Raw genomic sequence first — 21,158 nt, forward strand, 5'->3', positions numbered from 1 at the left:
AATAAAATTAACCTGGGAGAAAACCATGAGACTACCAAAACTTGCTCCTCCTGTAAAAAGACCGGATATCATTTATCCCCATCGATCTGTAGATGTCATTCATGGCAGAGTCGAAGATTTAGTTGGCATTCGCATGGATTTATTACACGGAGCTAACTATAACGATCCTGCGGCTTTTAATTACAGTGCTTGTTCTGAATCTGCTTATGGATGTGACGGCTAGAGAATCTAATCACGCCAGATGCTAAGGCTAAGGGAAACCCGCTTTCGAGGACTGGTTCCCCCATAAAAGAGCGATTTTTTTGGGGGAGCTGGGGACATACGGTGCGGTAAAATAACTCAATGTCTGATTTCTCTGAACCCGTCATTTATCAACTGAAGGTAGTACTGATAGGTAGTACTGCTGGGCATCAGCCGATTGAGCAAGTGAAGCTGTACTATTTTATGAAGTAATGCCTATGATTATAAATAAGAGCGAGTTTTTTGAAATAAGTTAAAAACTAAAATAAGGATACTTTCCCATCATGGCAGAGAAGCAACCAGAACAGCCAGACAAAATTTCCAAAAAGATTGAATCTCATCTGTTAGCGACCGGACTAGAAGACTACGGTTTTTGGTGGCAGGAAATGCTCAAAGCACAAAAATCTTCTGAAAAAGAACAGAAACCCTTCCGCAGAGGTCGCATTTGGACTTAACAAGTAAGCAATGTCAGCTTTACCGAAAAGTTTTTCAGAACTCTTGCAGCATGAGCAATTCAGTCAATGCGAACCACCTGACAAAACACCCTCACCCATCAGCCTTTCAGACAGCAGGACTTCAAACTGCCAGATGGCGAGAGCAAATGGTAGGACTCAGAGACATTGGCTGAAACCCTCATGATTTCGTAAGATTTTGGTCTAGGGACTTCCAGGAAATAAAATATACAGTTAATTAAAATGATAATAATAATTATGTAAGGAGGGCAATGGTTGCCAACGGCAACCATTGCCGTACCATTGTCAATTCAGGTTGTACAGCGCACGTAAAATCAAGGCTTCTGGGTAATGCCAGGGTAGAACATTATTGTTTCTATACACCCTGTATTACACGGAAGAACCTGTCTTCATGTAACACCCTCGGTCGTGAATTCCTTCTCCATGTAATACACGCAACTCCTCGTTTTCTTTCTCCATGTATTACACCCTTACTTCCCTTCCTCCTTTCCCACGTATTACATGGTATTAGCACAATCTCATCCTTTATGAGGTTTTTCCTTACCCTGTCAGGCATTAATTCCTCTCACCCTTCAATCAGGAGCGAACGTACAGTAATTAGAGTCAAATAGTTTGTCGCTTAGCAAAAAACACGTATTTGAGAAATAAAACTAACTTGATACTACAGTAAGCGATCGCCATCCCAAAAAGTACCCAAGTTATCTGTATTGAAGCAATCTGTAACATCCAAAGACTCACTAAAACGAGTCCCAGAACATCAGCAATTAGCACGTTGTAACGTTCGGAAACTTTCCAAGGCTGAATGTAAATTGCTGGTGACGTATAAATTTTGACTCCAGCCACTAAGTTAAACCATACCTGGCTCAACAAAATCAAAATCGAACCCCATCCCAGCCAAATTGACGCTGTATAAAATCCTAAAAGTTCTATAAAAATTGTACTGGTAGTAATTTTCAAGAAAGTATCCAGACGGTTATCCTTAACTTGCTCCTTTGCCATAGCAATTTGTTGCAAATCTTGAGCAGCCATCCGGGCTTGTTCTATACAAAACAAAAACATCCCAACAGCTAGTAGTTGATGGGTTAATTGCTGACCCCAAATAACTTGTCTCAATATACAAAGATTTGCCGGAAAGAATAGTAAAAATATCACTCCAGGAATTGGCAACATAAATAGTTACTCAGGGTTAAATAGATGAAAAATCTATCGTAGAGCGATCGCACAAGGTTTGGTTGGAGTACAATGCCACTTTTTTTTCCATCCGACGCGATCGCCATCTTTGAAATATCAATTGTAATAATTAAGTATAATATGTATTTTTTCATTAGTAGTATTGGGTTGGGACAGTATAACTTAAATAGCTTCAGCCCCTCTCCTTCTATGTAGCTGGAGGGATTTTGCGGTCTTACTGCGACCTTTGTAGGGAAAAATTTGCTATTAATCGTATATCTTTTCTGCCCGCAGATGTGGAATTCAATTGGAAATTTGGAACTTGCTGTATTAAGGCTTCATCTAGTACCTGATACCCACTGGAACGAACTAGCCGGACGTTGATGGGTTTACCATTATTATCAACATCAAAAACAACTTCTACTCTGCCTTCAATACCCTGTTGCTGTGCGCTTTCTGGATATATGATGTTACATTTTATACAATTAGCAAAATCAAACAGTGAATTTTCTGGGTTTGGTTTTGGCTCTATAGCACTTGTACGATCGATTGTTTTACCAATCCCAGTTCCAAAAATTAGCCCAATTGCACCCAACATACTCAACTTTGTCAAAAAGATTCTGACGGTTTTTGGATTTATGCCGTTCATAATCCATAAATTGAATTGTTCAAACATTATCGCACATTGGTAGAGTTGCTTAATTCGCGATAAAGAAGCGATTACGGAGTACAGCCGTATCGCGCAGCGCAAGCGGTACGCAGCTTATCGCACCTCAAGAACGAGGGCAATACGGTAGTAAGCGCAGTCATTGCTCGCTTGCCACTTTTTCTGACTTGATTGAATTGAGTTGGTCAAAATTGACAAGGTGCTATTTAACCAAAAACCAACTTCTTATGCCCCGTTCCAAATGCAATTTTCAACCTGGTTTTTGCGATTGCCTCCCTTGGGTGCTTCGCACCATCGCGTGGGTTTGAAACCAGTACTTATGCAATATATTTTACCCAATTATTTATTTCTTCGCTGCCATACCATGTAAGCCAGAAAAGACGCTACAAACAAGGCAAGCGGTGGTTGAGGTTCTGGAATCGGAGTTATTCCAACTGGGATACTTTTAGCAAAAACTCCAAAGTTATTGCCATTGAAGCGTTCTTGTCCGGATGGATTATTGAGCAACTGAGGATTACCAAACTCATCCTGACGTACCATAGTTGTAGAACCACCGCCATCCAGGTTGAGTCCTTGAAATGACCCAAATCGAGTCAGCCACTCTGCCGTCTCATACAAAGTTGCACCTTCACTAAATCCTGGTTGGCGACCATCAATTGTGATAAGAATCAAATATTGCTCGTCTTGCGATAAACCAACAGCAGTCCTGGGATTGAGACCAGCAAATGCATCAATAGGATTGAAATCTACAGTAATTTGTCCGTCAAGAAGCAGACGCGGACTTGCAGAGACTGCGGTAAAGACATTTGAGAAATCGTCCGTGACACTAGTCTTGACAATCTGGGAGCGGTTATCTTGTCCAATAAGAAGCGAACCAGCTAATTCATTCTGAGGTAAGGCAATCTCATCAGGTGGGGATACGATTTCACCTTTTGATATAGCTAAACCAAGGAGATCTTTGGGTTCTGGTGCAGCCGCACAACATGGAGCAAAAAAATTGGCATTGACTGCAACTTGAACGCCAGAAGAAACTAAAAAATCACTTGTCGTTTGACCAAATGTTTCAAGTTCAGCGTCCCTATTGGAAGGTGTTGAGAAGAACGCGATCTCTGGATTGAACAAATCAATACGCAATGCATTAACTTTCTGCAATCTTGGTTCAGAAGCATCAGAAGAACCAGTCGCGTAGTCTATTCCCTGAAAGATTGGCTTCCATGATTCAACTAAAATTGCTGCCTCAACGCCTTGGGGTACAGCTAGTAAAATTGCAACAGAGTAGAGCAACGCCTTAAACCGATCGCTTACCAAGTTGCTTATAGCTGTTCGTCGATCCATAACGCTTTCCTTAAGCACGATTATAAAACTCCATATCAGGGATATAGAACACAGGCACACTTTATATTGAAAAGGAGCGGAGTTAAAAGAGGTTTAAGGTCGTGTTATGTCTATAAAAGACATTTCTAGAAATTAATCATGCATTACCCAAAAGTCTTGGTAGGGGTGCAAGACATGAAAAATGACCCAGCAATACTACTCCCTTTCCGCCCGAAGATTACCTATTTAAATGAACCATAAAGACGCAAAGAGCAAGGGAGTAAGAGGATAGGTGTGCGCTCGGCTCCGCTTAACGAATGACAGCCGTATCGCACCATAAGTAGTTTGGTATACAAGTACGGCAAAAAATACGCAGTTATAGATGAAAGTTTGTAACAAATTACAAGAATTCGCAGAAAAATAGCTTTTTAGCACGGATTTATACTGAGGGGGCAGAAGTCTTCTATTTTCACTATAGAGGTTAAAAAAGGATAATTCACAGTCGTTACTAAAACATCTGGTGCATTAAGTTATGAAAAATTCCGTAAATCTTCTACTAAAATGTCAATCACGCTACTCTGTAGTTACAAAAACCTTTTGTGCTGTTCTTATATTCAATACACTTATCAACCCTGTGTTTGCACAATCTACAGATCCAGATAAACCAACACCCCTAAGTTCAAATGAGATTACAGGTCGCATAAATATCGAGGGAAGTGAAAACTACTACACATTCACAGCACTACCAGGGGAAATTGTAGTCAAACTAGATGTGCGACCGGAAAGCCAAGATATTGGAATTTCAGATACTGAAGTTGTTTTACTGACAAAAGATGCTGAGAAAATTGAGCGTGTATATGCATCTGCAAGTCGTCGCCGTGGCAGTAGTAGATCTGTTAAACGTGTGCGATTTACCCGTGAAACACCTGTTATAATCCGAATCCTAGCACGCATCCCTTCAGGATACAAAACTACTGAAGCTTCTTATAGAATACAGTTAGAAGGAAATTTCAAAACTCTACCAAGAGTTAGCAAATAGAGATTTCTAAAAACGGTATTTCGTTCGCTGCCTTTACAACTGCGATCGCCGCATCTCGACTTTATTATTAGGTTGAGGCTTCATGCAAGCAATACTTTAAGGAGTCATCAATGGAATTGCTTTTTCAGATTTCGTTCTTAATTCTTTCTTCTCTTTTTACTGGAATTGTACTATTTCTTTCTACGGTTCTTCGAGAAACATTTAACACCATCACAGAAGAACAGTATTATTCCGTTTATTCAGAAATTATTGTCAGAGGAAGAAAATCAATTTTTATTAACACGATTGTGCTAGTCCCGATTCTGATATTTTCAGCATATATTATTTGTGGTTTTAGAAACTTATTCTTTCTCATTGGAGCGGTGCTATATATATTAGGTTCTTTTGTGTCATCAAGATTTATAAATGAACCCGCATATACAAAATTACTCAAAATGGATAGAAACGAGCAAGCGGGAATGATTGAAATTCGTGACTTACTTAATAAAGGTAATATAACCAGAACAATTTTATCTTTTTTTGGTATACTATTAGTCGGAATCTCAATTTATTGGAATGGGTAATGAAAGCAGAACCAAGAAATTTTCTACGCTATAGGAATTGCACTCTCGCTTCCATTACCTAACAGCAGGCAGTATATTTTCTATGCCTGCTTCTGGTCGTTGTTGTATCCGCTCGTTTCTTCTCTGGAATTCGGTTATGTACGGTTCGCTAAACTGTTTAATTGCTCTTGCTTCTTCAAGTCTGTACTTAATGCGTGCATTCAACTGGCGCACTTGTTGATTGAGACGTAGTTTTAATCGAACTTCGGATTCTAGCTTTTGTTGGTTCGATATATTTAATTTATAAATCTGTGATTCTTGTTGTTGTGCCAGGGTGGTTGTAGGTGTGAGAATTAAAACCCAAGCAATTAAAAATGTTGCTATACTCCTAGTTAACCTCATAATTTCATTCACTTGTTACATCCAAATAGTAACCTAGTACTTTGCTAACTTCTATATATTTATTCAGGTAATACCTTCTGTTTTATGTAAGTTGTTGATTTTTTGTAACTTGAGCTTTGCAGGATCGGTAGCAGCAACACGGCTCCAATTACTTAAGTCAACTTTAGTAAAACCTTGACCTTTAGTTAATCATAGGTTGATAATTTCAAGTAGCAAGCTGTATGATTTCTGCAAAAGTAAGTGCATTTCTATGGGTGATTATTGGTGAATTGGACTAAATGTTTACCAGTAGTGGGGATAGCACATAGTTGCCAAAAAAGAAGTTATCAAGTTGCACTTGAGATGATTCAAGCAAAAATCTCTGGCATTATTGTATAAATTAAATCTCAATAATTACTGAGTTCTTGATAATTCAACTTATTAGTAGTAAATCTTGATGGAGGTGCAGATGAATAGCTTCAATTTTGAGCGTATGCGATCGCATCAGATCAAACGGCGGCAAGTTTTAATTGGAGCCAGCGTTCTAACCGGTTTAGCTGCATCTAATCACTGGCATAAGAGAGTTGTTGCCCAACCTGTATTTTCTGCCTATCCTTTCAGTTTGGGTGTTGCTTCAGGGGATCCACTACCGGATAGTGTGGTATTGTGGACGCGGTTAGCTCCAGATCCACTGAATGGTGGAGGAATGCCGTCTGCAAATGTGCCCGTACAGTGGCAAATTGCTGCCGATGAAAATATGCGACAAGTCGTCTATCGAGGCACAGAGATGGCTGTGCCGAAATTCGGACATTCCGTTCACGTAGAAGTTGGGGGATTGCAACCAGCCCGTTGGTATTGGTATCAGTTTAAGGTAGGGAATGAAGTGAGTCAGATTGGAAGGACTCGCACCACTCCCAAGAAGCGCGATCGCGTTAAGCGCTTCCGTTTTGCCTTTGCTTCGTGCCAGAACTGGGAGGAGGGCTTTTACACTGCCTATAAGTACATGGCAAAAGACGAGCTCGATTTGGTTGTGCATTTGGGTGACTATATTTATGAAGGACCACCAAGTGCGACGGCGGTGCGACCTCATGAAGGCACTAGCGAACCAGTGACGTTGTTTGAATATCGCAACCGCTATGCCCAGTACAAGGGCGACTCCAATCTGCAAGCAGCTCACGCAGCTTTTCCCTGGATAGTGACTTGGGATGACCATGAAGTGGACAACAACTACGCTAATGATATTCCCCAAGACCCCGAACAACAATCGCGTAAGAATTTCCTAGCGCGGCGGGTGGCGGCATACCAGGCGTACTACGAACATATGCCACTGCGTCGGTTTTCTATCCCCACCGGAGCAAATATGCAACTCTATCGACGTCTTAGCTTCGGCTCTCTAGTTGAATTTAACGTTTTAGATACCCGCCAATACCGCACTGACCAACCCTGCAATGATGGTACAAAACCTCGCTGTCCTTCCGTTCTCGCTCCCAATGCTACACTAACTGGAGCAGAACAGGAGCGGTGGTTGTTTGATGGACTAAAGCGATCGCGTGCTCGCTGGAATGTGCTAGCTCAGCAGGTCTTGATGAGTCAAGTAGACAGAACACGAGGTCCAGAGCAAACCTTTTCTATGGATATGTGGGCTGGCTATGTCGCGCAGCGCAATCGTATATTGAGATTCTTGCAAGAAAGCAAAATTTCAAATCCAATAGTTCTTACAGGTGATATCCATTCTAACTGGGTTTCCGACCTCAAGACTGATTTTGATAATCCAGAATCACCAGTTGTAGGAACGGAATTTGTTGGCACTTCGATCAGTTCTGGAGGTGATGGTTCTGACACAAATCCAAGGTTTGAACCTTATTTGCCAGAGAATCCATGGATCAAATTCTATAATTCGCAGCGCGGCTACGTTCGTTGCGACATTACGCCAGAACGCTGGCAGTCCGATTACCGCGTTATGGCGGCTGTGACTACACCAGATGCCCCCATGAGTACCAGAGCTTCATTTGTTGTTGAGGATGGGCAACCTGGAGCGCAACAAGTGTAAAGCAATTATATAGATATTTAGAGTCAGTAGGGGCTAGTAACTCCTACTTTAGAACCAAGAGGCAAAAAAATTGTCTCTTCATCAAGATGTGCGATCGCCAACAGAACTCAAACTCGTCAAGAGTAGCAAGGCGGAGACTGTAATACATAACTAGCGATGAAGAATCGCTGGCTTATCGTTCAGTTGGCTTATCGCTCACTTTCATTATGATGATAATCGTCAAAATTTACAAAAAGTGATGAGCGATAAGATATCGGATCTGATTTAGAGAGACAGAGTGTACTATATACTAACTTTTATGAACTACAAACAATATGAAAGCATCAATAAAAAGGAGCATCTATGAAAACAGTTGAATACATTACTGAATCAGAATTTGATTCCCTTTTAAAGGGCGACTCCCCAGTTGTGTTTGACTTTACAGCCACTTGGTGCGGACCTTGTAAGATGATTGCTCCTCTAATAGATAAATTGGCTGAAGAATATGAAGACCGTGCAAAAGTAGTTAAGGTAGACCTTGACCAGAACCAAAGCCTTGCCAAAAGATTAGGCATTCGCAGTATCCCCACAGTCATGATTTACAAAAATGGAACTCTCATGGAAACCATTGTTGGGGTAACCCCTTACGAAACATTCACAAAAGCTCTAACAAAGTTGCTTTGATGCGAGTATAGACCAACTTGGTGAGAAAGTGGCGAACGCGATCTGAGCCGCCATGCTAGGCTAAAAACCTTGTTCAGAGCGAGTTGTATCGGGAAAGGCACGTTGCCTCGGTTCTTCCGTACTTAGTGGGCTAAATTATCAATAAGCTTCGTATCTGAACCTGATTGTATGGGATTTCAATGCGGTGATTAAGTGCTTTATGGATCGATCTAGCTTAGATAATGCTTAAAAAGCTGACTACACAAAGCTGTCAAAAAAGTTTTAGATGAAATTAGCCCACTAAGTACGGAAGAACCATGCAAAGCAGTCTACAACCAAGTTTATCAGCATACTCAATAGATTTTCCCGCTCCCAGTATGTTATCCCGACTACAGAAATTCAAGACTGCGCTGGTACGGGATTGGGTCTTTGCCTGTTTAAATTTGAAAATGCGTTGGGGCAAACTTTGTACGTATCTACTGCCAATAATTCTTCTAACCAAGAAAGTACGGTTTTTAGATGGTGGGTGGAAAAAGCTTGTGATTCACAATCCTCAAATTAAACGCAAATCTTTAGGCTCATATCTTGCATTGTATAAATCTTGAAGCGAGAGAAGAGATCACCTCCGAACCAACCCAGCCTCCCTTCACAATTACAAACCAGGGGAGATGTCCCCGTGGTGCTGTAGCGTCGAAAGTTACCTCGGAGTAAGCTATCCATTTACTTCCCTTTGTCCATTTGACCACTTCGCCAAAGTTGTGGTAGTTTTTACGAACTCTTTCCCAGATACACTTTTGCACGCTAAAGCCAAAGCGCCCATTACTGTAGGTGATCCAGAGTTGGTCAATAGTATGGAGATCTGTGCAGGGAAAGTTTTCGATAGACTGATTATCTAGCCAACCATCTTTTTTTCTACCCGCTACAGTCAGCATGACAGCGAAAGTTTCTTTATCTGCTTCTTTCCACTGTCCTGCTTTTAGAAAATCTCGGAGTTTAGTGTAGTATATCCCCTTTTGAGAACTCAAATTATCGGGAGTTTGATTGCTCGTTGACAATGGCACCTTTACCTGCTTTTGAGGAGCGTAAAAGTGCTTATAGCATCTATAACAAGCAATTTCTCCAGATAAGCTGGTACCGTCAAAGGTGTAACTACAGAAGGGGCATTTGATTTGATTCCTCGTTGGCACTGGTACCTTTACCTGCTTTTGAGGTTCTTCAAAATTTAACGCTTGCAGTAGTTCAGTTGCTGATTGATAGCGACGTTTCACTGCACTAGAAATCATTTTGTCTAAAACTTGTCCTAAATTGCTGCTGAGTTGAGTACTTAGGTAATCTCTCCACACCCATTCCCCTTCTATGACATCAAATAACTCGAATGGTTCAACCTTAGTCAATAGATATAAGCAAGTGACGCCAAGACTGTAAATGTCGCTACTTACTGTTGCTTTCCCTAATGCTTGTTCTGGAGCTGTATATCCTGCCGTCCCGATCGCCGTTCCTGTCACTGTCAAAGCTGTTCGGGTAGCAGTTTTTGAGGCTCCAAAATCTACTAAAACTAGCTCTCCATCTCGACGACGAATAATATTTTCTGGTTTGATGTCGCGGTGAATTACCTGTTTACTATGCACGAATTGCAAAACAGGCAGCAAGTTGCGTAGGAGGGCAATGACTTGTTTTTCGCTATAAGCACCGTTGTTTGTCACTTCCTCTACTAAGTTCTGTCCATCAATAAACTCTTGTACCAAATATTGTTGGCTTTCTTGAGTGAAATAGGCTAACAATTCTGGAATTTGAGGATGGTTGTGACCTAATTCATCCAAGCGTTCTGCTTCGAGTTTAAATAACTCAGATGCCTTATTGAGGGTATTAGTCCCTTGCGCTTGCGGTAACAATTGCTTAACGACGCAATGGCGCTGCGATGGTTTGTATTCATCGATAGCTAAGAAAGTTCTACCAAATCCCCCTTGCCCGAGAAGTTTGATTGCCCGATACCGTTCTGCCAACAAAAGTTTAGAGCCACAGGTCGTACAAAACTTGTTATTAGGATGGTTTGCAGTTGGCTTAGGACAATTGGGATTGAGGCAATAACTCATATAGTGTAAAGAACGCAACTATTTGTAATAAAAGTGACTGGAAGCTCGCTGTACTTTATGGATGAAATTCATACACTCATTTTATGAATTCTCAGATCCAAATGCCTATACCGTATTTATAATTGTATAATTAGCATTTTTGATGCAATTTAACTAAAACGGGGATTGACCAAGAAATGCGATGACGTAAACCTTTGGTTACGACAGGGGCGATCGCGGCTAAAGGTTTAATAATAAGTTCCACTTTACAAGTTTTGATGTGAGAGAAGCGAGAGCCATCCGCCAACACCTCCATCTCATCAATTCGGTGCAAGCATTCCTCAGCTTATCGCACCTCGAACCGTTGCACCTCTCAAACCCATTGTGTATCAAATGCATCTTGTCCGGTACCGTAAATCAAATCTCCGTATTCCTGCCAATGAACTATTTCTTGTGGGGAGAGTGGGGACGCATGGAGGACGGATAAGTTTTGAGCTAATTGCTGTCTGGTTTTTGGGGCAGTGAGTGCGAGATGAACTGCCGGGTGGCTGAGCACATAACGGTAACAATCTGCTGCTGTGGGTGGCTTAGAATGCCAGTGAGGATGACCATTTAGTAGCGATCCCCAACGGGTGCAAGTGAATGCCACCAAAGGAATGCTAGCTTTTTGAGCGCTTGGTAAAACATCTTCTTCCACTTTGCGATGTGCCATATTGTAGCGATGCATGAGTACATCACATTCACCGCGTGCGATTGTCTCTATGGCAATAAGTCGGTTGTGGGTGGTGATTCCTACGTAACGAATCAGTCCTTTTTCTTTCTGCGATCGCAATTCATCAAGTATCGCTCGAACTTGGTTCATGTCATCATCAGGAGAGACATATTCCACAAAAAATACATCCACCGCGTCAACATCAAGGCGATGGCGCACTGAGTTGAGATAACGATCTAAAGAGCTAATCTCTCGGTTTTCACTTCCTGTTGCGACTAAGACTTGTTCGCGCTTTGTTGCTGCAAGGAGTTTTAGTTCACTCAAAAAGTTTTCACAATCGAGATTGTAAAAAAAGAAGTAATTGATAAGAGCCTCAAAGGCTACTGCAACAGTTTCAGCTTCCATCTGCTGCTGTGCTGCTAAACCGAGAATGCTTGCTTTTTGTCCCGAATATGTTGTCAGCTGCACTGTCAACTGTACCTTTTATTCCACTATATACAATAATAGAACTGGTTCCGTAGCGAAATTTAGTGTTGTTACTGTACCCAAAGCATCATCTAACAAAGCTGTGCTTGAAAACTCATAAAGCAGGCGCGATCGCACTTGTGGAATCCGAGTTGACTGATGCAGGGGTGAAATTGGCTCTCTAGCAAGAACAAAGCGTGTTTTTGTGGCAGTTCTCAAAGGAAAGTTGGGCGATTCACAACAAAGTTCACAACAAGAATATGTTTCTACTACAGCTTAATCAAACCCTTGCTATAGCCTTTCTCAATCTCATGAGGTACACCCCCCTTTCATCCCCTTGGTAAGGGGGGACAGAGGGGGGTAATTTTTGTACCTCACCAGGTTGAAATTTGCTGTAGTAAGCCAGAATAGAAGCATCTGCACTCTCAGACGCGAACACTTGCTTTATGACAAAGAAACCCATCTACGACTTGAACATGACTGATACCGAATACGCTACTCTTGTGGCCAAAGGTTACAATCCCAATTTCGAGCGCGATTTGGTAGAGGTTTTTGGTGAAGACGCACAAAAAGCAAAGAAGTTAACCCGGTTTATAGGGCTTATCAAAGGGAAATCGCCCGAAACGGATGAGGAGTGGCAAGAAGTTTTGGCTGCTTGGGATGATAATTGGTAATAAAAGCCGCGTAAAGGTTTCAAGCTTATTTTTCCAAGAATTTAGCACGCTAATTACGCAAGAACCGAGGTTGTTTGGAAAGTGGCAAACTCTACTAAAAACCCCCATTCCCTACAAGGGAGTGGGGGGTTAGGTTTCTAAGATTTTAATGTTAGCAATAATACTTTTCAAACATCATGCTTGTAGTTATACTTACGTATTTTTGCTTAATAATAGAGAACAAAATAATTACTTATGTCTCTTGATTCTCATCCTAATTCTGCCGTCAATTCTGCCGTCAATGCTGCGGCAACAACCAAAATTCATCACGCCAATTTACAAGATTTACCTTTAACTGCGGCACGTAGATTATATAAAGGTGGTATTCGTCCCGGCGAATCAATCAGAACAAGAACACAAGCCCAACAAATGTTGGAGAAAATTCCCCCTTCAGCGCGGGCAGGTGTAGATGGCAAATCTGCAGCTAGTAACGCCGAAAACTATATATCTGACAAGCACGCCAGTCACGTCAACCCCCACAGAAAGGGTGGCTCCAATCATCCCAACAACATCAAATGGGAAAATGCCATGAGGAGCTAGAGCAACTATTAGCAGAAATGCGTCCTTTAAATTTTACATATAGTAAGCAACTCTCAGCATATATTGTAAAACATCAACTAGGTTATAAGTATCCAAACATCTCAGGTATTGTGAAAATGGAAGAAGAAGGTAGAGAATGGTATTTTCATGGTGGATTTCCTACAGATATTTATCAAATCATTTGTCGAGAACTCAATTTAGATAATCAGGGGACTACTGCCAAACCAATAAAATTTACACCATTTAAAACTGTCTATTCAACAAATGAAGAACCATGAAAGACTCAATCAACCGTTAATAGAATTAGACAGAAATGAGTAACCCCTTTTTACAAAAATAAACTGACAGCCAATTCTAGGTATGGCAACTGGGAAACAGGAATCTATAACCTTAAGGCATTTAATAAACAAAGTTCTTTTAAAATGACGTTTGAAATCGGGGATTGCTGCATCTCCCGTGCCTTTAAGTAAATCTGTTACCTGTTGGTCGTTCATTGAAAGAGCGAGGAGCATAAAGCATCTTAACTGTTATTTAACTCTTGTATCCACGCTAAAATTTGGTGCCGAGAACTCGCATGCAAGCGCTCAAGTGCGACTTGAAGAGCTTGTTTGTTATAGATCTGCCAAAGACTGGCAAACATCTCTAGATTTTCGCAAGCTTCCAAGTCACTTGCCATGGTGACTAAATTGTCTTCAGACAACCATTCTTGTAGTTCTTGTTGTTGTTGTTTGTAGCGCTGCTTCATCTGGTTGAATCGGTTTTGCTCTTCAAGTGATAACTTTTTCCAAATCAATTGCTTGATATCTTGGGGACGAGCGGACATAATTTTGATGACTTCTTCCCAAGATTCAGCTGCCCGTAAAGTGTGGGTTAAATGATTTATACTGTGACCGACGATCCACAGTTGGCAGTTCAATAAATTCGCTGCATATCGTAGCTCTTCTAAAGTGATTTCAGGGCAATTTAAGAGAAAATTTATGACAGTTTTAAGATAAAAATCAGTTTGTTGCTGGTTGTTTTTAAATTTGCGTTTTTTGGCTTTAATAATCGGACCGAACAAACTGGGGCGAATTGTGGGTGGAACTTCTAAAAATTCAATATCTTGAGGAGAGACAATAGTTGGCATCTTCTGCCCATTCATTAAGTTTAATTCTGACAATACCCATTTAAAAGATTTACCGCAGTTGGCACAATCTACTTCGTAGACGGTGACGAATTCTGCCAGTTGAGAATTAAAGTATTGTTGAGAACGAATGAGAGCGGGCATGGGCTTGAAAACATGGTGGCAGTGAGGACAACACCTGACACCTTGGGCATCTGGGTCGCATGAAACAGGATCGAGACTCCAGTTGCGCGGATCGCACGGACGACCCAGCCGATACCAGTTATCCGTCATATCCAAGATGATGGCATATTCTTTACCAGGTGACGGACGCAATACCCTACCAATCATCTGCAGCCACAGAGTAACGCTCGTTGTTGGGCGGGCAATGACTACAGCTTGGGAATCCGGGCAATCAAAACCTTCTGTTAAAATGGCACAGTTACTGATAATTTGGGTTTGGCCAGTCCGAAATCTTTCTAAAATATCGGCCCGCTCGCTCTGCGGAGTTTCCCCATCAATATGTTCGCAAGGGATATTGGCTCTAACAAACATCGCTGTAATGGCCTTTGAATGCACCACATTAACAGCAAAAATCATTGTTTTTCTGCCATTACAAAAATTCTGCCACTGTTTTAAGACTTCCTCTGGTTTGTAGTCAGAAGCCACTTCTTCTAATTCTTTTTTGGTAAAGTCCCGTTTTTGCGGAACTTTGTGTTTGGAATATTTAAAGCCAGCAATGAGTTTGTACTCGGTGAGATAACCTTCAGCAATGAGTTCTTTGGTTGAGATAGAACAGATTAAGCGATCGAAGATGTCTCGCAATCCATAACCATCCTCGCGCCTGGGGGTAGCAGTCACACCTAAAATCAAAGCATAGGGATAAGCATCCAGTAAGTTGCGGTAACTGGCGGCTGAGGCATGGTGGGCTTCATCCACAATCACAAGCTTTGCATCGCTGTAGTTTTTGCGTCTTGCCAATGTTTGGATGCTGGCGACTTGGATGAGAGAGTCACTGGGTTTATATCCCGCTTTAATGATTCCTGGCTCTATGTTAGTCGTTTGAGCTAATTTGTCTGCGGCTTGGAGAATCAGTTCTTCTCTATGGGCGACAACCAACACGCCCAACCCACTGCTGGTAAATTCATGGGCGATCGCAGCAAAGATGACTGTCTTGCCTCCACCTGTTGAGAGTTGCAACAGCACTTTTCTCGTGCCTTGGTCCCAGGCAGCAAACGTTTGGGCAACTAAATCTTGCTGGTAGTCTCGTAAACTGAACATGGTTTGAGTATAAATGAAAACTTGAAAATTGGCTGGCGATCGGCTCAACTATTCCAAACTTTGAGACAGTGGCGCTTCACCCACCTAATAGAGCCATTAGGAAATTCAATTTGCACTTTCTTGCCATGTCTTTCCCAACCAACGATCGTCACTTTGTCGCCACTATAATCGGCAAAACTTCCTACGGCAATAGTTAGTTGGGTAGTGCGCTCGCGCTCAAATTCAAAATAAAAAATTCCTTAATAAATTTTTAATTCAAGAGTTCAAACTCTTTAAATTTTGGTTTTTAGTTTATCTTTTTGATAGTTTTTAGAGGATGTTTTAAAAGTCATGATTGATGTATCAAATACTTTTTACCCACCCTAACCCTCCCCTTGGAAAGGGGAGGGAACTGAATTTTTCTTGTTTCCCCCTTTCTAAGGGGGATTAAGGGGGTAATAATGTGATAAAAATCACAGCCAACTACTTTTAAAACATCCTCTAAGCTAGGCACAGTAGAAAAGTTATTAATTAATCACTTTAGCCCTACATTTAATAATGAGTATACCTTCCAGGGTGCCTTTAAACCCTAACCGATTATACCGCACCCTAAATTGATGGTTGTTAGGGTGCAATGGACGTATTGGCGCTGCTGACTTTTCACGGGATGTGGAAAGTTAGATATGTGATAATGACATTGAAAACTTCCTTAATCTATTTATCAAGGGTAAGCATGACTACTAAAAATGAGGGTTTGTTGTGGTTATTCAGAGAAAAATATACCTTTAGTAAACTTCCAAGTGTTGAAGCTTACAACGGTTATTTGAAGGCGCTTCTCATTTGTGCCAATGGAGATGGTACATTAGCCCCAGAAGAAAGAGACTGGGTCATTGGGCTTGCTTATGCTTTTGGCGCACCAGACTCATTAGTGGAGGAAATCAAATCTTATCAAGCCGACGAAGATATCGAGAAGGCGATTGGTGATGCTCCAGAGGCAACTGGTTCACGACGTTATCTTGTTTATGATGCGATTAAAGCTTGCAGTAGTGATGGAGAATATAGTGACCAAGAAAGGGCAACTATAACTAAAATGGCAGCTAAATTGGGTGTTTCTCAAGATGTGGTCGAACAAATTGAAGAAATCTGTATCGAAGAAGCTAAACTACGGAAGAAAAGAGTGAAACTGATGTATCCGGAGGGAGCACCTATCTAGTTTTGTAGTTCCTTGCGTTGCTGACCGGATAATCTCACGATCGCCAAGCAGGAGTAAGAACTTAATGCGATCCTACATTCAGTAGAAGCTGTCAGCAACTTCAGGTTTTATTCAGCAGTCAGTGGTGCAGCTGTGGTACTTTGCCTCATCAGTGGCGATTTCAACTACCTACTCGCTGGTGTAGTCAGCTTAGTCGTATTGGCAGTTTTTTTGCTGGTTGCTGTTAACAAAAATTTGATAGCAGCTTTTGTGTTTTTGGCAACAGCAGCGACAATAGCGATCGCCGCAGTACATAAGATTCGGAATGCACAGATACTTTTACACAGCGATGAAAATGGTGAGCGTCTGACGGTGGAAGCGATAGCGTAAGCGCAATAAAAATGCACTCAAGTGCCAGAGTCCGTGAGAAGCGCCATCGTTGCAGCCATCAGACCGGATGAAAATGAGGAGTTTATTGCCAAAGTTTACCGTTGGTACTTGCATTCTTGGAGAAAACAGAGCAATGCTTCATTGACTTGTTGGGGATACTCAGCCGGAACCCAATGACCAGCACCAGGGACGATAACTTGTCCTTTCAAATTTGGAATCAACTCGGTCATTGTGTCAAGACTGACTCCGGGAAATTGCAACACGATATCTTTTTCACCAGCAATGAACAATGCGGGTTGAGATATCTTTTTCCCCTCCAATTGGGGTGTAATTTCCATGTTGCGGTCAATGTTACGATACCAGTTGAGATTGCCACGAAAACCGCTGTGCTTGTACTGCTCAACATAATAATCTAGATCTTCTTGAGTCATGCCTTTTGGTAATTCTTCGGTATCTATTAATCCATCTAAAAATCCAGAAGTTGAGGGTTTTGGAGTGAGAACAATTCCTTCAGGGGCAGAACCGCTAACATTATAATGAATCATACGTAGCGAACGGCAGATATCTTTTTCAAATTCAGCTTCGGCAATTCCAGGTTTTTGGAAATATACCATGTACCAAAAATTATCACCAAAATTCTCTTGCTTTGTTAATGCTCCTGTCGGGTAACGGAAATAAGGAACACTCATGCCGACAACAGCAGTCACTCGCTCATAATATAACAGTGCGGTATTCCAAGCGACTGGCGCACCCCAATCATGCCCCACAACGGTAAAAGTTTCATGACCAAGAGCGTCAGCAATTCCTACAACATCCGCTGTTAAATTGAGTATGTCATAAGCTTCGATTTCCTGTGGAGCATCGCTATCGCCATATCCTCTTTGATTGGGAATCGCCACTTGGAAGCCTGCTTCTAAAAGCGGATCGATCTGATTGCGCCACAGATACCAGCTCTGTGGCCAACCATGAAGCAAGATGACCAAAGGCCCATCACCCTCAACCATCACCTTCAAACGTACTCCATTCGTCTCAATAGTACGAAAGTTATGTTTTTTTGTAGTGTTCATAATTTGTTGCCTTTGGAATCTATTAGCTAAAAATTAGCATCTCATCTCAATACCTAAAAACCAAGAGTTTAATGGTAGTATCTATGTAATACGCCTTAAGCAAATAATGTCTCTATGCGAATTGAACCATACGACCCCTGCCACCTTGATGCCGTCAAGAGTCTTTCGCTTCGGGCATGGACTCCGGTCTTTGATTCGATTCAAAAAGCGATGGATATTGACGTGTACCGCTCATTCTATCCTGATGGTTGGCGTGTAAGCCAACTCCATGCTGTTGAGTCCGTCTGTACGTCCTGTGACATGAAGGTGTGGGTTGCCATCGACTCTAGTTCAACCGTGGGCTTTGTAGCCGTGAAACTCCACGAACAGAGTAGTATGGGAGAAATCTACATGATTGCCGTCGATCCAGATTATCAACGTCAAGGCATTGGCACGGCTTTGGTAGAATTCGCTCTTGATTGGATGAAAGTTGCTGGAATGTCCGTTGCTATGGTCGAGACCGGAGGAGATCCTGGCCATTCTCCGGCACGTTGTACCTATGAAAAGCTGGGTTTCAGTTTGTTTCCAGTCGCCAGATACTTCAAGAAGCTCTAAAAGGCATTGCTTGCGAGGAATAATGCTCGCGATCGCGAATGTGGAATCCGAGTTGGCTCAGGAGTGAAATCGGCGAGCTAGCAAGAACAAAGCGTGTTTTTGTAGCAGTTCTGGGGGAAAAGGACTTCAGCAACCACCACGTATGCGATTGTTCCAGCGCGTAAGCCGCACAAGCGTTCTTATCGCGAAGTGGCACTCACGCGGCTAAACTACTGTATCGCAACCGTTTCCCGCACATATGTTTAAAGACACTCTCGACTTATGACCAATTTCCCGTTACCCAATCGATACACTCCTGTTGACTCGACAATGGGATCGCCTTTTTTCCAAGAAGTGGAGGTGTTAGATATGACTTGCCGTACATCTCCTGTGGGATATTACCACCCTTGCCTTTAAAAGCATTGGCAATGATGTAGGGCATATACGGGCGATCGCGCTATTTCTCACCTGGTTAAATAACAATGCATCGGGGTTGATAGTCAATAGGGGTAACAACTTCTGGCTGTCAATACTAATTTTCGCTCCTTAAGTTTGTTTTAAACTTATTGCGCTCAAGCGCAAAGTTACCATCCACAAAGGCTTGAACCTCAGTTCCAGCTTCATAAGTTCTATTCTTACCTTTAAATAATAAAGCTACAGGACTGAGCAAAACGGCGGTTGCAATGACTCCTCCGGATGTCCCACCGCCGCTTTTTTGCTCTGCACGAATAGAAATGCGTTCGCCACTGACTAAAGTAACTTCTTTGAGCGCTATGTTCAGCTTTCCTTTTCGACCCAACATTCCAGAGCGTCTTGCTCTTGTGACTATACCCTTTGCAAGAGCACCTTTCGCAATGACAACTACGTTACCCACCAAAACGTTTTCAGACACTTCAAACTCTACCGGATCGTTTTCTTTAGCCGTTTTCGAGGAAATTGTCTGCTTAAATTTAACTTTGACAGGCGTACCATCTGCTAAACCAAACCCAAGGGCTGGCGTGGGGGATTGAATTGTAGCGTTAGGGGGAAGGGGTGTTTGTACCGCTTGACTCACTTGAATGGTCGGTTTGGCAATCGCCATGACAGGTAGATGTAGCACTGTTAAAATTTCTACAGTAGCAAATAGAGTGGATGTAGCAATCAAAGCTTTTTTCATTAGTATTTACCTCAGTTAGGATGACAAATTGTCAAAGGAGTTACACTTGTGAGTATTTCTGGCGCTGCCTGACATATGCAGCGATTGCTTAGAATATAAAGTGGAAACTCAGAGTTCGTCGTGGTTTTTTCTTGCTAGATTAAATGCCCGATCGTGCAGAGTCAATTGCAAAAAACTGTATTGACAAAAGTTTACCCATGCTAATATGCTCACCAAATGGCTCTTATGTTGACCTAATGGCTCAGAGTATTAATTTATCGTGGTTGTGAGCAATGCCACCAATATGTGGTATTCTACCAACAATCAGTTCAAAACAGAAACTTATGCCTTTGGCTGAAACACTTGCTATTGTCGCTTAGTATATATTGACTCAAGAATCAAATTCGATGATCTTTCGCAGTCCATATCCTGATATTTCTATCCCGAGCAGCTACTAACAGAATTTGTATTATAGCGAGCAGTAGAATTAGCCCAGAAACCAGCCCTGATTGAAGGGCTGACTGACAGAGTAGCAACTTATGGAGAACTAGCAGACTCCATCAGTCGAGTTGCTTGTAGCTTAGCGGCGCGTGGCTTCTCCAAGGGTGATGTTTTGGGGATTTACAGCCCGAATCTTCCCGAATATGCGATCGCCTTCCATGCCGTGGCAACTTTGGGCGGAGTTATCACCACAGTAAACCCATCTTATACAGCATCCGATCGGTCAAACAGGTGCTTGGTATAAAGATGACTTGATCTGTCGTACTATCAAAGGCTGTATTCAAATGGGGAGCATGACAGACATCACTTCCAGATTAGATTTAGCCCCGGTGGACTATCTCAGTCAAAGTATTGTGTATTTATCTCGGCAAAAAGATTCCATAGGAAAAGCTTTTCACTTAAATAATCCTCAACCTGATTCATGGAGTCAACTAGCTGATTTTATCTGCTCGTTTGGCTATCCAATTAAGCATATTGCTTATAAAGACTGGCAAGTAGAACTAACTCATGCTGTACGCTCTAAAGAAAATCCTTTGTATCATCTCAAGCCTTTTTATAAAAAGCTTGCTCCAAAGGCGATTGTCGTTGCAGATAATATCAGTAGACCGAAAACTTTTACGCTCGCTAAAAAATCAGTTTATGATACAGTTGCTCGCATGCGCGATTAGCACATATTGACACGAGGCTTCATATTGCCTCTCCCGTTTACTGATTAGCTTTGCTTATAACATCTCTTTCCAGAAAAAAGTCATAAAATATATTTAAAAATACAGTGAATTCAACAAAAATCTGATGGAAGGAATTTCTTAATCCCACTACAAAAGTACGCAATAATTCAAGATTTTGTTTACTTTTGCAGTGGCATATCGTCCTGGAGTTGAGAAAACACTGTAAAATCAATTACGGTCTTTAATAAAA

General features: G+C 41.8%; 27 protein-coding genes and 1 pseudogene. 15 read left to right on the plus strand and 13 right to left on the minus strand.

Features of this window, described 5'->3' with window-relative positions; genetic code table 11:
• Positions 1-25: 25 nt before the first annotated feature.
• The 3 genes from F7734_RS23640 (at position 26) to F7734_RS65475 (ending at position 868) form a co-directional block, all read left to right on the plus strand.
• Entirely contained in the window at positions 26-223 is a 198-nt protein-coding gene (locus F7734_RS23640) for a cyanobactin biosynthesis system PatB/AcyB/McaB family protein (protein ID WP_155746930.1), read from the plus strand.
• A 301-nt stretch (positions 224-524) separates the two neighbouring features.
• The gene (locus tag F7734_RS23645) at positions 525-695 is read left to right on the plus strand and encodes a cyanobactin biosynthesis PatC/TenC/TruC family protein (RefSeq protein ID WP_155746931.1); all 171 of its coding nucleotides are present in this window, start codon (positions 525-527) and stop codon (positions 693-695) included.
• A gap of 50 nt (positions 696-745) precedes the next feature.
• Complete coding sequence (locus F7734_RS65475; RefSeq protein ID WP_279239754.1) at positions 746-868, plus strand: hypothetical protein; 123 nt, start codon at positions 746-748, stop codon at positions 866-868.
• A gap of 448 nt (positions 869-1,316) precedes the next feature.
• Here the strand turns inward: F7734_RS65475 and F7734_RS23650 are convergent, their stop codons facing one another.
• The 3 genes from F7734_RS23650 to F7734_RS23660 form a co-directional block, all read right to left on the minus strand.
• A complete protein-coding gene (locus F7734_RS23650) occupies positions 1,317-1,883 on the minus strand; it encodes a hypothetical protein (protein ID WP_155746932.1) in 567 nt (188 codons plus the stop codon).
• 235 nt (positions 1,884-2,118) lie between these two features.
• Complete coding sequence (locus F7734_RS23655) at positions 2,119-2,532, minus strand: energy transducer TonB (protein ID WP_166482105.1); 414 nt, start codon at positions 2,530-2,532, stop codon at positions 2,119-2,121.
• Positions 2,533-2,889: 357 nt separating this feature from the next.
• A complete protein-coding gene (locus tag F7734_RS23660; protein WP_207714191.1) occupies positions 2,890-3,903 on the minus strand; it encodes a phosphodiester glycosidase family protein in 1,014 nt (337 codons plus the stop codon).
• A gap of 493 nt (positions 3,904-4,396) precedes the next feature.
• Here F7734_RS23660 and F7734_RS23665 point away from each other — a divergent pair, with 493 nt between their 5' ends.
• A complete protein-coding gene (locus F7734_RS23665) occupies positions 4,397-4,903 on the plus strand; it encodes a hypothetical protein (protein WP_155746935.1) in 507 nt (168 codons plus the stop codon).
• 110 nt (positions 4,904-5,013) lie between these two features.
• Entirely contained in the window at positions 5,014-5,466 is a 453-nt protein-coding gene (locus F7734_RS23670; RefSeq protein WP_155746936.1) for a DUF1772 domain-containing protein, read from the plus strand.
• Between the two features lie 54 nt (positions 5,467-5,520).
• Here the strand turns inward: F7734_RS23670 and F7734_RS23675 are convergent, their stop codons facing one another.
• Complete coding sequence (locus F7734_RS23675; RefSeq protein WP_155746937.1) at positions 5,521-5,847, minus strand: hypothetical protein; 327 nt, start codon at positions 5,845-5,847, stop codon at positions 5,521-5,523.
• A 448-nt stretch (positions 5,848-6,295) separates the two neighbouring features.
• Here F7734_RS23675 and F7734_RS23680 point away from each other — a divergent pair, with 448 nt between their 5' ends.
• Both F7734_RS23680 and trxA read left to right on the plus strand, forming a co-directional pair.
• A complete protein-coding gene (locus F7734_RS23680) occupies positions 6,296-7,876 on the plus strand; it encodes an alkaline phosphatase (protein WP_155746938.1) in 1,581 nt (526 codons plus the stop codon).
• Positions 7,877-8,218: 342 nt separating this feature from the next.
• Entirely contained in the window at positions 8,219-8,539 is a 321-nt protein-coding gene (gene trxA, locus F7734_RS23685) for a thioredoxin (protein WP_155746939.1), read from the plus strand.
• A 557-nt stretch (positions 8,540-9,096) separates the two neighbouring features.
• Here trxA and F7734_RS23690 read toward each other — a convergent pair.
• From F7734_RS23690 to F7734_RS23705, 4 genes are all read right to left on the minus strand, one after another.
• Positions 9,097-10,611 carry a serine/threonine-protein kinase gene (locus F7734_RS23690; RefSeq protein ID WP_155746940.1) on the minus strand — a complete coding sequence of 505 codons (1,515 nt, stop codon included), beginning with the start codon at positions 10,609-10,611 and terminating at the stop codon, positions 9,097-9,099.
• A 130-nt stretch (positions 10,612-10,741) separates the two neighbouring features.
• Positions 10,742-10,924, minus strand: a complete 183-nt coding sequence (locus tag F7734_RS23695) for a hypothetical protein (protein WP_155746941.1) — start codon at positions 10,922-10,924, stop codon at positions 10,742-10,744.
• A gap of 39 nt (positions 10,925-10,963) precedes the next feature.
• Entirely contained in the window at positions 10,964-11,770 is an 807-nt protein-coding gene (locus F7734_RS23700; protein ID WP_166482106.1) for an aldo/keto reductase, read from the minus strand.
• Between the two features lie 15 nt (positions 11,771-11,785).
• Positions 11,786-11,986: a hypothetical protein gene (locus F7734_RS23705; RefSeq protein ID WP_155746942.1), complete on the minus strand. Its 201-nt coding sequence runs from the start codon at positions 11,984-11,986 to the stop codon at positions 11,786-11,788.
• Between the two features lie 227 nt (positions 11,987-12,213).
• Here F7734_RS23705 and F7734_RS23710 point away from each other — a divergent pair, with 227 nt between their 5' ends.
• From F7734_RS23710 to F7734_RS23720, 3 genes are all read left to right on the plus strand, one after another.
• Entirely contained in the window at positions 12,214-12,441 is a 228-nt protein-coding gene (locus tag F7734_RS23710) for a hypothetical protein (RefSeq protein ID WP_155746943.1), read from the plus strand.
• Between the two features lie 234 nt (positions 12,442-12,675).
• On the plus strand, positions 12,676-13,020 hold the full coding sequence (locus tag F7734_RS23715; protein ID WP_243147041.1) for a hypothetical protein: 345 nt from the start codon (positions 12,676-12,678) through the stop codon (positions 13,018-13,020).
• Positions 12,996-13,298 (plus strand): hypothetical protein, encoded by a 303-nt coding sequence (locus F7734_RS23720; RefSeq protein WP_155746944.1) that lies wholly within the window; start codon positions 12,996-12,998, stop codon positions 13,296-13,298. The genes F7734_RS23715 and F7734_RS23720 overlap by 25 nt, the downstream gene beginning before the upstream one ends.
• A gap of 242 nt (positions 13,299-13,540) precedes the next feature.
• Here F7734_RS23720 and F7734_RS23725 read toward each other — a convergent pair whose 3' ends face one another.
• On the minus strand, positions 13,541-15,403 hold the full coding sequence (locus tag F7734_RS23725; RefSeq protein ID WP_155746945.1) for a DEAD/DEAH box helicase: 1,863 nt from the start codon (positions 15,401-15,403) through the stop codon (positions 13,541-13,543).
• A gap of 712 nt (positions 15,404-16,115) precedes the next feature.
• On the opposite strand from F7734_RS23725, the gene F7734_RS23730 reads away from it, so the two are divergent.
• Positions 16,116-16,595 (plus strand): hypothetical protein, encoded by a 480-nt coding sequence (locus F7734_RS23730; protein ID WP_155746946.1) that lies wholly within the window; start codon positions 16,116-16,118, stop codon positions 16,593-16,595.
• A 132-nt stretch (positions 16,596-16,727) separates the two neighbouring features.
• Positions 16,728-16,964, plus strand: a complete 237-nt coding sequence (locus tag F7734_RS23735; RefSeq protein WP_155746947.1) for a hypothetical protein — start codon at positions 16,728-16,730, stop codon at positions 16,962-16,964.
• A gap of 95 nt (positions 16,965-17,059) precedes the next feature.
• Here F7734_RS23735 and F7734_RS23740 read toward each other — a convergent pair whose 3' ends face one another.
• Positions 17,060-18,031 (minus strand): alpha/beta hydrolase, encoded by a 972-nt coding sequence (locus F7734_RS23740; RefSeq protein ID WP_155746948.1) that lies wholly within the window; start codon positions 18,029-18,031, stop codon positions 17,060-17,062.
• A 114-nt stretch (positions 18,032-18,145) separates the two neighbouring features.
• Between F7734_RS23740 and F7734_RS23745 the strand changes: the two genes are divergently transcribed.
• Positions 18,146-18,625, plus strand: coding sequence for a GNAT family N-acetyltransferase (locus F7734_RS23745; protein ID WP_155746949.1), 480 nt, complete (start codon positions 18,146-18,148; stop codon positions 18,623-18,625).
• On the opposite strand, the gene F7734_RS23750 is transcribed toward F7734_RS23745, so the two are convergent.
• The 3 genes from F7734_RS23750 to F7734_RS23760 form a co-directional block, all read right to left on the minus strand.
• Complete coding sequence (locus F7734_RS23750) at positions 18,612-18,821, minus strand: hypothetical protein (RefSeq protein ID WP_155746950.1); 210 nt, start codon at positions 18,819-18,821, stop codon at positions 18,612-18,614. The two genes, F7734_RS23745 and F7734_RS23750, sit on opposite strands and share 14 nt — an antisense overlap.
• A gap of 63 nt (positions 18,822-18,884) precedes the next feature.
• Positions 18,885-19,046 (minus strand): hypothetical protein, encoded by a 162-nt coding sequence (locus tag F7734_RS23755; protein ID WP_155746951.1) that lies wholly within the window; start codon positions 19,044-19,046, stop codon positions 18,885-18,887.
• Between the two features lie 90 nt (positions 19,047-19,136).
• On the minus strand, positions 19,137-19,760 hold the full coding sequence (locus F7734_RS23760; RefSeq protein ID WP_155746952.1) for a hypothetical protein: 624 nt from the start codon (positions 19,758-19,760) through the stop codon (positions 19,137-19,139).
• Between the two features lie 481 nt (positions 19,761-20,241).
• Between F7734_RS23760 and F7734_RS23765 the strand changes: the two are divergent.
• Both F7734_RS23765 and F7734_RS23770 read left to right on the plus strand, forming a co-directional pair.
• Positions 20,242-20,484 (plus strand): annotated as a pseudogene (locus F7734_RS23765) (AMP-binding protein); the annotation flags it as partial.
• A gap of 49 nt (positions 20,485-20,533) precedes the next feature.
• Positions 20,534-20,908 carry a hypothetical protein gene (locus F7734_RS23770; protein WP_155746954.1) on the plus strand — a complete coding sequence of 125 codons (375 nt, stop codon included), beginning with the start codon at positions 20,534-20,536 and terminating at the stop codon, positions 20,906-20,908.
• The last annotated feature ends 250 nt before the right edge of the window (positions 20,909-21,158 follow it).

This window comes from Scytonema sp. UIC 10036 (assembly GCF_009725235.1).